Source organism: Natrinema sp. LJW11 (assembly GCF_056135975.1).
The window spans coordinates 53,539-67,255 of sequence record NZ_JBWBDM010000012.1 but is presented as its reverse complement, the minus strand read 5'-3'; the positions used below and the strand labels follow the sequence as shown (position 1 = coordinate 67,255).

The 13,717-nt window shown below is 54.9% G+C and carries 11 protein-coding genes; 9 read left to right on the top strand and 2 right to left on the bottom strand.

Features of this window, described 5'->3' with window-relative positions:
* Nucleotides 1–58: 58 nt before the first annotated feature.
* The 7 genes from AC0QDI_RS23415 (at nucleotide 59) to AC0QDI_RS23385 (ending at nucleotide 9,535) form a co-directional block, all read left to right on the top strand.
* Nucleotides 59–1,159: an ABC transporter substrate-binding protein gene (locus AC0QDI_RS23415; RefSeq protein ID WP_474672334.1), complete on the top strand. Its 1,101-nt coding sequence runs from the start codon at nucleotides 59–61 to the stop codon at nucleotides 1,157–1,159.
* A gap of 378 nt (nucleotides 1,160–1,537) precedes the next feature.
* Nucleotides 1,538–2,590, top strand: coding sequence for an ABC transporter ATP-binding protein (locus AC0QDI_RS23410; RefSeq protein ID WP_474672332.1), 1,053 nt, complete (start codon nucleotides 1,538–1,540; stop codon nucleotides 2,588–2,590).
* Nucleotides 2,587–3,438 (top strand): ABC transporter permease, encoded by an 852-nt coding sequence (locus tag AC0QDI_RS23405; protein WP_474672330.1) that lies wholly within the window; start codon nucleotides 2,587–2,589, stop codon nucleotides 3,436–3,438. Before AC0QDI_RS23410 ends, AC0QDI_RS23405 begins: the two co-directional genes overlap by 4 nt.
* Nucleotides 3,435–4,208, top strand: coding sequence for an ABC transporter permease (locus tag AC0QDI_RS23400; protein ID WP_474672329.1), 774 nt, complete (start codon nucleotides 3,435–3,437; stop codon nucleotides 4,206–4,208). The genes AC0QDI_RS23405 and AC0QDI_RS23400 overlap by 4 nt, the downstream gene beginning before the upstream one ends.
* Before the next feature lie 87 nt (nucleotides 4,209–4,295).
* Nucleotides 4,296–5,840 (top strand): class I adenylate-forming enzyme family protein, encoded by a 1,545-nt coding sequence (locus AC0QDI_RS23395; protein WP_474672327.1) that lies wholly within the window; start codon nucleotides 4,296–4,298, stop codon nucleotides 5,838–5,840.
* A 597-nt stretch (nucleotides 5,841–6,437) separates the two neighbouring features.
* Nucleotides 6,438–7,436 (top strand): TIGR04024 family LLM class F420-dependent oxidoreductase, encoded by a 999-nt coding sequence (locus AC0QDI_RS23390; RefSeq protein WP_474672325.1) that lies wholly within the window; start codon nucleotides 6,438–6,440, stop codon nucleotides 7,434–7,436.
* Nucleotides 7,437–7,834: 398 nt separating this feature from the next.
* Complete coding sequence (locus AC0QDI_RS23385) at nucleotides 7,835–9,535, top strand: acetate--CoA ligase (RefSeq protein WP_474672323.1); 1,701 nt, start codon at nucleotides 7,835–7,837, stop codon at nucleotides 9,533–9,535.
* 387 nt (nucleotides 9,536–9,922) lie between these two features.
* Here AC0QDI_RS23385 and AC0QDI_RS23380 read toward each other — a convergent pair whose 3' ends face one another.
* Both AC0QDI_RS23380 and AC0QDI_RS23375 read right to left on the bottom strand, forming a co-directional pair.
* Nucleotides 9,923–10,312 (bottom strand): hotdog family protein, encoded by a 390-nt coding sequence (locus AC0QDI_RS23380; RefSeq protein WP_474672322.1) that lies wholly within the window; start codon nucleotides 10,310–10,312, stop codon nucleotides 9,923–9,925.
* 294 nt (nucleotides 10,313–10,606) lie between these two features.
* The gene (locus AC0QDI_RS23375; RefSeq protein WP_474672320.1) at nucleotides 10,607–11,803 is read right to left on the bottom strand and encodes a 3-hydroxyacyl-CoA dehydrogenase; all 1,197 of its coding nucleotides are present in this window, start codon (nucleotides 11,801–11,803) and stop codon (nucleotides 10,607–10,609) included.
* A 237-nt stretch (nucleotides 11,804–12,040) separates the two neighbouring features.
* Between AC0QDI_RS23375 and AC0QDI_RS23370 the strand changes: the two genes are divergently transcribed.
* Nucleotides 12,041–12,835, top strand: a complete 795-nt coding sequence (locus tag AC0QDI_RS23370; protein WP_474672319.1) for an enoyl-CoA hydratase/isomerase family protein — start codon at nucleotides 12,041–12,043, stop codon at nucleotides 12,833–12,835.
* A 90-nt stretch (nucleotides 12,836–12,925) separates the two neighbouring features.
* Complete coding sequence (locus AC0QDI_RS23365; protein ID WP_474672317.1) at nucleotides 12,926–13,717, top strand: enoyl-CoA hydratase/isomerase family protein; 792 nt, start codon at nucleotides 12,926–12,928, stop codon at nucleotides 13,715–13,717.

Here is a 13,717-nt window from a genome sequence, read left to right as displayed (position 1 = left end):
ATTTTGATTCGGACTGAGTCAAAAGACTTAATGTAGTACCTGAGAGAGAGCGAATACGATGCCAAAGGATAACAAGAATCAAGGCCACCGGAACGGCCGTCCGACCACCCGACGACGGGTGCTCCAGACGGGCGCAGTCGTTTCAGGGCTCGCCGTCGCGGGCTGTATGGGGAGTAGCGGAGATACACTTCGATTCATCGACCTCGGTGGGACGACCCAAGAGGCCGAACGAGAGAAGTTCCGGGAATGGGGTGATGAGAACGATGTCACCATTGAGGATCAGTCAGCAAGCAGCAATACCGAAATGCTTCAGATCATCTCGAATAATCCAGGCTCGTTCGACTTCACGAATCTGGCGCATTTTGGGTTGGCGATGGAAGACATTCAGTACGATAACGAGTTGACCGCGTCGCTCGATATGGAAAAGCTCCCGAATTACCAGGAAAATGTTCAAGAACAGTGGCGAAACGGGCCCCCACTTGAAAGTCGAGACGACGGGTTGTTCTACTACATGTCGTCTCAAGGAGTCGCCTACAATCGGGACTACGTCGACGAGATTACATCGTGGGACGATCTCAAAGCCGACGAATTAGAGGGGAACGTCTCGTACTACAGTTCTGCGCCGACTCGCTTCGGAAGCTGTTGTGCTGCGCTCGGATACGACGTGGCTGAGACGATTAACGACGACGAGATGTTCGATGAAGTCTTCGCCGAAATGGAGGAGCAACATCAAAACGTCTACAATTACTGGGATGCCGGCGACCAGTTCATGCAGGGGTTGCGAGAGGAACAGATGTACGCCGGTGGGGCATGGGGAGGTCGTACACAGATATTAAACGAGGAGGAGGGATTACCTGTCGAGTACGTCATCCCCGAGGAAGGCGCGGTCGGTCACACGAACTACTTGACGATTATGGAAGACAGTGACAACAAAGACCTCGTCTACGACCTCTTCAATTGGCTCTACGAACGAGAAAACGCCATTGAATTGAGTACTATGCATAAATATCCGTTCGGATTGACGGACCCGCCGGAGGAACTCACCTCGTTGTACGAATACGTCGAGGGGCCAGATTCCCTCACTTGGATGGACTGGGGCGCGACCATCTCGGAATTGGATACGATTCAACAACGGGTTACTGAAATCATGTCCAGTTGACGACTGTCCTGAGCCCTAGCGCGGGAGACGTATTCGCGTAACGATCATCCGTTTCAGATGGTGTAGATAACAATACACAATAGTTAATAAGGGTGCGTGGATATACCGAAATATGGGTACTGCTAAACAGCATCACTATTCCCCACACCGGCCTTTTTCTGAGCCGGAGTTAGGCGAAATAGGAGACACCATGAAACTGAACGTATCGAGTCAGTGGGCTACACGAAAACACCCATCGAAGGACTTGGCTGGCAGGAAAATCAGAACGCAGTATGGCAGTCATGAGACGGAACAGTGTCTGGACTCACACCGTGCTTCAACAACTGATGTGGAGCGACCGCCACAGCGTCGCCGATCTAATAACAAACAAGAGTAAAAATGTTAGAAGTCAAGAACCTAACGAAGTATTATGACGATTTGCTCGCAGTCGATGACGTATCGTTTCGGGTTGAAGAGGGAGAATTAGCAACGTTACTCGGACCGAGTGGCTGTGGAAAGAGCACGACGTTACACGCGATTGCGGGTCTCGTTGACGTGACCTCGGGATCAGTCCACCTCCGCGGTAAGGATGTTACAACTACGCCGCCATACGAACGGAATATCGGTCTGGTCTTCCAGCACTCGGCGTTGTTTCCACACATGACCGTCGAAGAAAACCTCAGATATGGGTTGAAGATGCATGACTTCGACGGTGACCACGATGCCCAGATCGAGAAGTACCTCGAGATGGTTCAGATGGTGGACCACGCCGATCACAAACCCGACGAACTCAGTGGAGGCCAACAGCGTCGCATCTCGTTCGCACGTGCATTGGTTTACGAACCAGATATCCTCTTGCTGGACGAGCCGTTGACGGGACTCGATCGAGTGTTGCGAGAGGATATGCGGAACGAGATCAGATCGATTCAACAGGAGGTCGACGTGACAACGTTACACGTCACTCACGATCAGTCTGAAGCCCTTTCGATATCAGACAGAGTCATCGTCATGAACGAGGGGGCAAAAGAGCAAGAAGGTCACCCGACCGAACTCTACGAGAGACCGGCGACTAATTTTGTCGCCGAATTCCTGGGCCAGTCCACGAGATTTGACGGACAGTTGGTCGGCACGGACGACCCGATCGTTGAATCCGACTCAACGGAAATCCACGTTGGTCCGGATGTCCCGTCTAGCGACGTCAATCCCGATAACGTGTCCGTTTACGTCCGACCCGAAACTGTAGACGTGAGTCAGACGGCGCGAGCGGATGGGGATACCAACGTGTTCAGCGGCACCGTTTCGTACGTTGAGTATCTCGGTCATCGGATCGAACTCGAGGTCGATCTCGATAACGGCACGACGGTTACCGCATTTAGCGGGACGTCGAAAGCGTTGTCCGTCGGCGACGACGTGTCGGTCCATTTCGACCCGAACGAGGTGCTCGTCTTATGAGATCCGGGAATGTCAAGCTTCCAGACGTCGAGACACCGTCAGTGTTGCGTAACCGGTCGACATCTAAGTTACTGATAGCGATAGGGCTTGGATGGCTGACAGTTTTCTACATCCTTCCGGTCATCGTGTTACTGTTTGAGAGCCTCAACTTCGGTGATGGAGCGTTGTTCGCTAACTATCGACAGGCACTGAGCGGGATATACGTGGAGACACTCGGCCGAACGTTGATATACGCCTTTGTAACGACGGCCGCCTGTCTGATTCTCGGCTACTGTACCGCCTACTACCTCGCCTTCAAGACCGAGCGACAGACGTTGCTACTCGGATTCGTTCTCTTGCCGCTGTGGATCGCGATTATTATCCGCTATTTCGGCGTTTCGTTGGTATTTCTCCCGACCGGTCCCATCCAACAGGTGTTCGGGACTGACTTCGATATTCTCTTTTCGACGAGTGGTGTCATAATCGGTCTCATGACGGCATTGCTCCCGTTTTCGATTCTGCCAATTTACAATTCGTTGCAGTCGGTTGATGAAGAACTTATTCATGCTTCTCAGGTACTCGGAGCGACTCCACTGCGCACATTCCGGACGGTGATTTTCCCGATGAGCCTGTCTGGTGTTGTCGCTAGCGCGCTGTTCGTGTATATTCTCGCTTCCGGATCGTTCCTTGCACCGGCGCTCCTCGGGGGTCCGCAGGATCTCATGATGGCAAACGTTATCGAAGAATCATTCATGTATAGCGTTCCACTCACAGCAGCACTGTCGGTCATCTTCAGCGTTGCTCTGCTGATCCTGATTGGGATCTTTAACCACTATGTGAATATCTCAGAGGTGCTCAGTAGCCTATGACTCGGTTCACCACACGACTGTTCTTCTACCCCGTTGTGGTACTCGTCTACTCGATACTGCTGATTCCGCTCGCAGTCATCGTGGCGACATCGCTGACCGTCCAGCCAGCACCCACACTTCCGACTGACGGCCTTACATTCGATTGGTACGTCTCGTTGTCCGAAAACCGACGGCTGATTAACGCGTTGACCGTCAGCACGATCGCCGCGTCTGCGACTGCTATTGTGGCAGGGGTTATCGGGACGATTACGGCGTTCGGTTTCGTTCGGAGCGAGATTCGGATGAAAGAGACGCTAGCGACGATCGTTTTATTGCCGTTGATGATCTCACCGGTGATTTACGGCGTTGGATTCCTCCGGTTCAGTGATTATCTCCTGATCCCGCGCGGATATCCACAGATCATCCTGGCACATTCGGTCCTCGCGCTTCCGTTCGTGTTCCTCCTCGTCCGATCCCGGTTACTCACGTTCGATGAGCGACTCGAGGAGGCATCGATGATCATGGGTGCGAACCCATTGGAGACGACCTTTAACGTGACAATCCCCGTTATCGCACCAGCGATGATTGCCGGGATGCTGATCGCGTTTGTCATCTCCTTTGGCGAGTTCACGGCGACGCAGTTTCTCGTCACACCCAGTACGACGACTGTCCCAATTATCATCTACAATCAAGTTCAAACGGGACTTAGCCCGGAGGTCAGCGCGCTTGCAACAACACTCATGGCAATCCTGATCATCGTTAGTGTCCTTGGAAATTGGATCAGCAGCTAAACTAACATATTTTGGTGCGATTTTTCCGGTCTGCAATCTGCGATCGGCGGTAGTTTCAAGTGGCTCGTGATACGCCTCTATTGTATCATGGATCGGGCTTATTTGCAGGACGCCAGCAATGACAACGCCGCCTCGCTGTACGACATCACAGCCGCCGAACGCGGCGAGAAACCGGCGATCAAGATGGACGATCGGACGATAACCCACGCCGAATTCCGGGATCGGTCCGTACGGTTCGCCGGCGGGTTGGCCGAGCGTGGAATCGAACCGGGCGATAGAGTATTACTGTATCTCCCCAATTGTCCCGAGTTCCTGATTGCCTTCTTCGGCGGCCTAAACGCCGGGACGTCAATTTCCCCCGCTAACCCGCAGTATCAGGCACGGGAACTCACTCATCAACTCACTGATACTAATGCACAAGTTGTCGTAACACATGAGCGGCTTCGCGATGTCATGGCAAACACGATCGATGGTGCCAGTGTCGATCCGCTCGTTATCACGGTTGGAGACGCTCAGTCCGACGACATCTCCTTCGAAGACGTGGATGGTGAGCCCCGATGTGTCGATCGAACTGACGACGACATTGCGACACAACTCTACACGAGCGGGACGACCGGAAAACCGAAGGGAGTCCTCTCTACCCACAAAAACTTGCGAACGCAAGCGTTCGCGGGATTCGATAGGGGTGTAACCGATCCCGACGTGGAACGTGTACTGGTGTGTTTGCCGTTGTATCATACGACCGGTGTCTACCACTGTATGTGGCAACCGCTGATCAAGGGCGGTTGCGTGTATCTCCGTGATCCTGCCGAGTGGGACCCAGCCGACGCGATGGCAGCGATCGAGGAACACGAGATCAGTTCATTCAGCGGTGTTACTACGATGTTTGTCGACATGGTTAACGACGAGTCATTTGGTGAGCATGATCTCTCGAGTCTCGAGTCGGTCGGAGAAGGTGGCGCGAAGATGTCCGTCACCGTTCAGGAGACGTTCGAGTCAGTAGCAGGGGTCGAGATGTACGAAGGGTACGGTCTAACGGAGACGAGCGGCGCCACGCATGCCGGTAATGGCTCTACCTTTGGTCCCCGCCTCGGAACCGTCGGCCAACCGTACCGGATGATCGACTGTAAAATCGTCGACGAGGACGGCAACGAGGTTCCGACGGGTGAAGAAGGGGAACTACTGATTCGGGGCCCGATCGTGATGAAGGGGTACCACAATCTGCCGGCGGAAACGGACGCGGCGTTCGACGACAGCGGTTATTTCCGGACAGGTGATATCGCTCGGTGTGACGAAGACAACTACTACGAAATTATCGGCCGCGAAAAGGATGTCATTATCACCGCAGGTTACAACGTGTATCCCAGCGAAGTCGAGGATCTGTTGCGAGAACACGACGCCGTGGCTGATGTCGCTGTCGTAGGCGTTCCGGACGAACGCCGAAACGAAATTCCGAAGGCATTCGTCGTCCCGGCCCCCGTTTCGAGTATCGACGACGATATCGACGCTGACGACATTAAGCAATTCGCACTCGATAATCTTGCGGCGTATAAACACCCGCGAAAGGTCGAGTTCCGCGAGGAGTTGCCCCGAACGGCGAGCGGGAAAGTACGAAAGGTCGAACTCGAATAGGCTCGTCAACGTGCCCTCGAACTGCAATGACCGACCCTCGGCGAAAACTCGAACGCTGTCTTCACGATTATTCGTTCCCAAGCGGAGTTCTTAGGCGATTGCTTCATCGTCCATCGGTCGAGTGATCTGTTCGTCGCTAAGCAGTCACCGGCTGTGTTGTGGCGAACAAGAAACCCAGAGATGGCATCGCAACGCGTCTACGTCCAGAGAAGAACAACGCGTATCCTCGAAGGTCGTATCGAGTCGGCTGGGAGAGAATCAAAGTTGACGTATTTACCGTAATCTGATGTCACGGCCTAAGGAGGTAACGCAGCTCATCGTCAACTATAGTAATAACTGATACGAGTAACATACCGCTCGCACAGGAGTCGTGCGATTGGATGTGCAGTAACTTTCAGTGGCTACTTCAGTGATTCACGAATGTAGTTGCTCGAACGAGAGATCGTCTCCTCGAGCTGACTCCCGAAGAACTCAGAACACTAGGCGCTGGAAAATGGGACTATACTATACGAGTACTGCTCGAGGAAAGTGCATTTATACCGTTAGGAGGAAGCGCTGGTATAGTTTTATTAGACTCGTCTACAATTACACGGTCGTATGACAGAGCGAGATGTATTTTTGCCGGTTGGAGCACAACCGTCACTTGATGCACTGGTCGACCAGGCTGTTACCGCCGAAGAGTTGGGCTATGATCGAGCCTGGTTTCCGGAATCTTGGGGCCGAGACGCTGTTACAACAATTACTACGGCCGCGGAACGAACTGACGAAATCGGCCTTGGGACAAGTATCGTTAACGTGTACTCACGCTCTCCCGCATTGTTAGGCCAAACCGCAGCGACGTTACAGGAGGCGTCTGACGGTCGATTCCGACTCGGTGTCGGCCCGAGCGGGCCGATCGTCATCGAAAATTGGCACGGGATGGACTTCGAGAATCCGCTTCGTAGAACGCGAGAAACAATTGATATCGTTAAACAAGTTTTGACCGGTGACCCCGTCGAGTACGACGGTAAGTACTTCGAACTCGACGGGTTCCGATTGCGTTGTGATGCACCCGATCAAGCACCACCAGTTGACGCCGCAGCGCTCGGTCCGAAAGCAGTCGAACTAGCCGGGCGCTTCGCTGATGGCTGGCACGCAGTCAACTACACCCGAGACGGAATGTCGGACCGACTCGAGGATCTCGAGCGGGGGGCCAAGCTCGGCGACCGTGACCCAGACGATCTCCGTGTCACTATGTCGGTTTGTTGCTGTGCTCTCGAGGACAAAGAGCGTGCGAACGACCTCGTTGCGCAACATATTGCCTTCTATATCGGTGGTATGGGGACGTTCTACCGGGACAACCTCGTGCGACAGGGATATGATGAACTTGCTAATGAGATTTACGACGCCTGGAATCGAGACGAGCGCGAGCACGCGATAGATCTCGTTCAATCGGAACTTCGAGGCCAGATGGGCGCTGCCGGTACCCCTGAAGAAGCCCGTGAGCAACTCGAACAGTTCGAAGAACTGGACAGTGTCGACGCCGTGTACGTCTCCTTCCCGCGTGGTGCTACCACGGATGAGATTGAAGAAACAATGACTGTCCTAGCCCCGTAGTTGCTGATCGATTCTCAGAACAGTCATCTCTAGATCAGTCATTAACAGTATTATAGCAGTAGTTTTCAATCACTTGCGACCGAGATGCGTCTCCGTACCGATCCCCTGGAATTGCTGTTACCTCAGAAGGGTGAGATGAGTTTCGGCAGATAATCTGGAAGTTTCTCCTCTCCAATCGTCATTGAACAGTCGGATACTGATGTGGTCGAATATCGCCTTTCGGTTCCTGGTCGGTGGTTAACTGGGTAATTACTCTGGAATTGGGCCACGGATAGCTATTTTTCGATCAGTTCTGAGGAGTAGAGTGTGGGGCTTTCGGCCTGTTTTACTCAACTCCGACCTCAAACCCTGGGTGATGAGAACGTTTAACACTCTAACGATACATGTGAGATGCACGAATGATCGATGACAGCGATATTGAACCGCAGTTGGATGCGTATCGATTTTACCGCGAAGAGTGGGACAATTACGACGAACTGTACGAATCTTTCGAGTGGGAGATTCCCCAAGCGTTCAATATGGCGACGTATCTCTGCGAACGATGGGCCACTGGGGCAGACCGGACTGCACTCATCGAAGCCTCGACCAACGACGAGGAGGCGATCAGCTATAGCTTCGATCAACTAAACAAGTACGCAAATCGGCTTGCGAATGGGTTAGCCGAACGCGGAGTCGAACGCGGTGATCGTATCGCGGTCAGCGGCGCACAGCGAGTTGAAATCCTCACCACGCATCTCGCAGCATGGAAACTTGGAGCAGTCTCTGTTCCCTTGAGTGTCCTTCTCGGTCCAGACGCACTACGATTTCGACTCGAGGACTGTCAGGCGACGGCGTTTGTCGTCGACAATGACAGTCTCAATTCACTCCAAACAGTCATGCCTGGACTCGATGCACTTGAGACGACCCTCGTCGTCGGCGACGAATCGGCTGACGAAACAGAGACCGGGTTCTGGGACGCACTGGAGGACCAGCCAACAACGTTTAAGACCGTCTCGACGATGTCCGATGATCCAGCGATGATGATATACACGAGTGGAACGACGGGCGAGCCAAAGGGTGTCCTCCATCCTCACCGCAGTTTATTGGGCGCACTTCCAGCGGTCCTACTCGGACACTATAATCTCGACGTGCGGGCGGATGACGTTAACCGTACGGTCGTTGAGTGGTCGTGGATGGGATCGCTTTATCTCAGCCTGTTCCCGTCACTGTACTACGGGACGCCCACGGTTATCGACGCAGATGGCCAGTTCGATCCAGAGCGAGAATTCGAACTGATCGAACAGCACGATATAACGCTCACTGGCGGTCCTGCAACGGCGCTGCGAATGATGATCCAATCCGATATTGTAGATAAGTTCGACCTTTCTAGTGTCCGGGTTATCGTCCAAGGCGGTGAATCTCTCGATCGAGATACGGCCACGCGACTCACGGACATATTCGATCACGCCGTGGTCCACGAGGTCTACGGTCAAACTGAGGCGTTACAGTTCGTTTCGGACTGTATGGCACTTGGAATCGACCATCAATTCGGGAAGATGGGAAGGGTCGTCCCGGGACACCGAGTTCGGATCCAAGATCCCGAGACCGGAGCGCCACTTGAGCAGGGAAAGGTCGGCGAAATCGCGCTCGAGTACACGGGGAATCCAATGTGTTTTCAAGAGTACTGGAACCGTCCCGAGGCAACCGCCGAGAAAGTACAGGATGGGTGGTTACGAACCGAGGATCTCGGTATGGTATCCGAGGGTGGCTACCTCTCATTTCGGAGTCGAAGAGACGACGTTATCATCAGTTCCGGTTACAAGATGGGGCCGGCCGAAATCGAGGAGTGTCTCGCTGACCACAACGCGGTTGCGGCGTCAGGTGTGATCGGTATCCCCCACAACACACGCGGAAAAGTCCCAAAGGCTTTCGTCGCGTTGACCGATGATTTCACTGCCTCAGACTCGATCAAAGCGGACTTACAAGAGCACGTTAAATCGAATCTAGCGAAGTACCAGTATCCGCGTGAAATCGAGTTTGTCGCCTCGTTGCCGAAGACGACGACCGGGAAGGTCCGCCGCCGTGACCTCCGAGAGCGAGAGGACATCAACCTCTCCTGAGCGACAGTGAGTACCTCTTTCACGCACCTAAACGCGACCGCGTGGCAGGTCCGATTGAGTGTGAAGGAAGCGCGACCGAGATGGGCCAGTCCAGAACGGGGCGGCGACGAATCGCGCTAGAAGCGTGAACGCGGCGACTCCGTAATCGTCGATCAACCGACTGAATGCCGATCTCGTTTCCTCACAGATGCATTGTTCCTGAGTTCCCGGAATTGCTACGACAGCCGTCACTCTTTGACCGGCGCTCCGTTGGAATCGGTCTCTTTCCCATACGCAGCGGCGGGCACCGTCGCGGTTTCGTTCCCTTGCGTCACCCACAACGGGTGTTCTCTACACCGGTAAGTCAAGCCGATGGGTGTTAAGCGATAATCGGAAAGGGAAATACCGTCAGTCGGACTGCTTGAAAATAATCCCCTCGGTCGCCGACTCGAGCACGACTTCGCCGTCTTCGTTCTCGAACACGATCTCAGTCGTGAACTCGTATCGGTCGTCCTGTTCGGTGACGGTGTCATAGGTTGACGTACAGGTGATAGGTTCACCGGTATAGACCGGCCGAATGAAATCGAACTCCATTCGTCGCCCCAGGACATCGTTGTCGCCCCCAAACTTCGTGGGCATCGTCGCAGTCAGTAGACCGGGTACCATCACTTCGCCATCGTCGTTTTGCTCCATGTGCCGGGGCTGGGTGTCCCCCGCTAGTTCGGCGAATTCCTGTACCTCATCGATTGTAAACGCTCGTTCGAACGTTCTTGTGTCTCCTTCGGCTGGTGGGTTCATAGACTTCCCAGTTCATACACTGACTTCAATATACTAAATTCATAGGGATCAATCACCCGCGACAGATCCCAAAAACGACGCTCAGTGCTACCCATATAGCCCCATCCGGGCATCACGCACCGAGTTGACTGAGAATGTCACTTACGACCCGAAGTCATAGGCTCCGAAACGGTTCATTCAAGATTCGACAGCCTCGAGCGCTATCGTCGCATTCGACACTCTCGAACGCCACATAGGACACGAGAATGAAACACGTTGGGCACCGGTGGTTCCGGAGGACGGCCGCGTCGGCGATCAGTAGAACGTTTCGCCAGTCTTTGCCTTCTCGACGAGCAGGTCACACGGCAGCGTTTCGGCGAGCTTGTTCGTGTTCTCGTGGCGGCTGGCCACCTCGGTCAGCTTCTTGACGATGACGTCGGCACCGACTTCGTCTGCCTTTTCGAGCGGTCCGACAGGCCAGTTACCACCGAGCCGGGCACCAGTGTCGATATCCTCAACGCTGGCGACATCGTTCTGGACCATCTTGGCGGCCTCGTTGACGATCGGTGCCCACACCAGTAGCGTGTCGAAGCCCTGCCCGATGTCGACGGCGATTCGGGGTTCGTCGCGCTCGTCGTAGTCGTAGTAGCCAGCGTCGGACTTTCGGCCGTACCGTCCCTTCTCGTAGAGCTGGCGGAGGATCGGACAGACCTCCGTATCGTAGGACATCGGCCGATCGTCCTCAAGATGGTCCTGCTCGCCCTCGACGCGAAGCTGGATGCCACCCGTGAAGTCGGCGAGCTCGAATGGTCCCATTGGGAACCCTTCCGTGTACTTCATCGCGGAGTCGATCTCCTCCATGGTGTGTTCGCCTCGGTAGATCATCCATGCCGGCCCCTCGCCGTAGGGACGCATGAGTCGGTTGACGATAAATGAGGGGATGTCAATCTTGCACCGGATCGGTGTCTTATCGAACGATTCGATGAGGGCCTCGGCGGTGTCCCCGACGGCGGCGGGCGTGTGTTCGGTCATGATAACCTCAACCAGCTCCATCAGCATCGGTGGGTTAAACCAGTGAGTACCGACGATCTGTGACGGCCGATCGGTGACCTCCGCAAGTCGAGTGATGTTGAGGCCGGACGTGTTCGTCGCGAGGATGGCATCCTCGGGGGCCACTTCGTCGAGATCCTCGAAAATGTCTTCCTTGACTGACTGCTGTTCGACTGCCGCCTCGGTGACAAACTCTGCACCACTGACCGCTTCTTCGAGATCGGTGGTGAACGTCAATCGATCGATCGCCTCGTCTGCCTCCGCTTCGGTTGTGGTTCCATTTTTGACGGACTTCTCATAGGACCATTCGATCTTCTCTTCCGCCTCCGCGAGTTGTGACTCGTCAATATCGTTAACGTACGTCTCGTAGCCCGCCAATGCGGCGACGGCGGCGATGCCACGTCCCATCTGTCCGCTACCAATGACTGCAACGGTCTCAATGTCGGTGAGTTCGACGACCATACACGTGTCATCTCGAACGGTATTAAAAAGTGTACCGTTCGAATGGAATTGCGTGACCTGCCTCGGAGTCAGGTGGTTTGAGAGAGCGAAGCTCTCTGGCCATCGTGGACATTTTTGCTTTTCGAATGCCCCTGTGACAGTCGGCCTGTTCGGCCTATCGAAATGGTCCCTTCGGCCGACTGAGTCGCTCCGCCAGAGGAGTAATTATATGATGAACACTGACAGTGATGTGTACGCATGCCAACCGAGTTCGAAGCCACCAGCGTAGAGTTCGATAGCGAAACTGGAATCGGATACATGACGTTGACCCGTCCCGACGCACTGAACGCCCTCAACGGTCAGCTTCGGTCGGACATCATTGCCGGTCTCGAGGAACTGGAGTCGGAAAACAACGACACCGACGGAATCGCACTCCGCACCGTCGTGATCGAGGGCGTTGGAGGGAACTTCTGTGCCGGTGCGGACATCAATGAGTTCAGCGATGCTGCCCCGGGAGACCGGTCGGAGCGAACTCACTACGAGTTCATCCGCGACTTTCCGGTTCCGGTTATCGCCAAGATCCGGGGTTACTGTCTCGGCGGCGGTCTCGAGACGGCCATGTCGTGCGATTTCCGGCTGGCCCACGAAGATGCACGGTTCGGACTCCCAGAAGTTGATCTTGGACTGATCCCCGGAGCGGGCGGTGTTCAGATGCTCAGCAAACGGGTCTCCCCTGCGGCTGCGAAAGAGATTGCGATGACGGGCGAGCACGTCAGTGCCGAGCGCGCACACGAACTGGACATCGTTCGCGATGTCTACGGCTCGGAGTTTAATGACGCCGTCGTCGAGTTCGCCGAAACGCTCGCGTCGAAGCCACCGCTTGCAATACAGGCGATTAAACGGTCGGCCGCCATCGCCACACAGACAGGGCTTGAGGAGGGCATCGACTACGACCGGCGACAGTTCGAACCATTGCTTTCGACCGAGGATCACGAAGAAGGCGCTCGGGCGTTCGCAGAAGATGACTACGAGCCGAAGTTTAACGGACGATAGCAGAACGGACATGACGATCGTCTGTGATCATTTGTCGATCAGTTTGAGCGTAATTGATTTGTCTTTCACGCACAACTGATCATACGGATCATGGACGACTTTACCAACTTTGACGTGCGTCGCGACGACGGAACTGTTTGGCTTACCCTCGAGAGCGAGAGTTCGATGAACTCGCTTAATGACACGCTGGTAACAGAACTTCTGCACCTTGCAACCGATTGTAACGAGGACGACGACGTGCGATGTATCGTCCTGCAGGGATCCGACGGCGTGTTCTCCGCCGGCGGTAACATCACGTCATTTGACGAGGATCAGAACGCCGCTGCGGCAACTCTTCGCCGCGGTGCGTCTGCCCTCCACGACGTCGTCGTCCAACTGAAACAGGGAGAAACGCCGCTCGTGACAGGCATCAACGGGCCCGCCGTCGGAGCCGGGTTTAGCCTCGCGCTGTTGGGGGATATCTCCGTCATACACGAAGACGCGTACCTCCAGTACGGATACCCCGGTGTCGGGCTGACCGGCGACGGCTCCTCGACGTTTTACCTCCCACGAATCGTCGGACTGCAGGAAGCAAAGCGGATCGCCCTGCTCAACGAACAGATTCAGCCGACCGAGGCGGTGGATCTCGGCCTCATCACCGAGGTCGCGAGCGCAGACGACTTCGACGAGCGCCTCACCGAAATCGCCGATCAGCTAGCCGACGGGCCGACGAAGGCGCTCGGTCGCATCGCGCGACTATTCGACGAAACGTACGCCCGACAGTTGCCCGACCAGTTGGCCGCCGAGACCGAACAGATGGCGGCTACAGCGAAGACCGACGATTACCTTGAGGGCGTCTCCGCCTTCAAGGGCAAGCGAGAACCGGAGTTCACGGGACGGTAG

Coding starts and splice junctions, on each gene's coding strand:
- AC0QDI_RS23415 (WP_474672334.1), top strand. CDS start 59: ATGCCAAAGGATAACAAGAATCAAGGCCACCGGAACGGCCGTCCGACC.
- AC0QDI_RS23410 (WP_474672332.1), top strand. CDS start 1,538: ATGTTAGAAGTCAAGAACCTAACGAAGTATTATGACGATTTGCTCGCA.
- AC0QDI_RS23405 (WP_474672330.1), top strand. CDS start 2,587: ATGAGATCCGGGAATGTCAAGCTTCCAGACGTCGAGACACCGTCAGTG.
- AC0QDI_RS23400 (WP_474672329.1), top strand. CDS start 3,435: ATGACTCGGTTCACCACACGACTGTTCTTCTACCCCGTTGTGGTACTC.
- AC0QDI_RS23395 (WP_474672327.1), top strand. CDS start 4,296: ATGGATCGGGCTTATTTGCAGGACGCCAGCAATGACAACGCCGCCTCG.
- AC0QDI_RS23390 (WP_474672325.1), top strand. CDS start 6,438: ATGACAGAGCGAGATGTATTTTTGCCGGTTGGAGCACAACCGTCACTT.
- AC0QDI_RS23385 (WP_474672323.1), top strand. CDS start 7,835: ATGATCGATGACAGCGATATTGAACCGCAGTTGGATGCGTATCGATTT.
- AC0QDI_RS23380 (WP_474672322.1), bottom strand. CDS start 10,312: ATGAACCCACCAGCCGAAGGAGACACAAGAACGTTCGAACGAGCGTTT.
- AC0QDI_RS23375 (WP_474672320.1), bottom strand. CDS start 11,803: ATGGTCGTCGAACTCACCGACATTGAGACCGTTGCAGTCATTGGTAGC.
- AC0QDI_RS23370 (WP_474672319.1), top strand. CDS start 12,041: ATGCCAACCGAGTTCGAAGCCACCAGCGTAGAGTTCGATAGCGAAACT.
- AC0QDI_RS23365 (WP_474672317.1), top strand. CDS start 12,926: ATGGACGACTTTACCAACTTTGACGTGCGTCGCGACGACGGAACTGTT.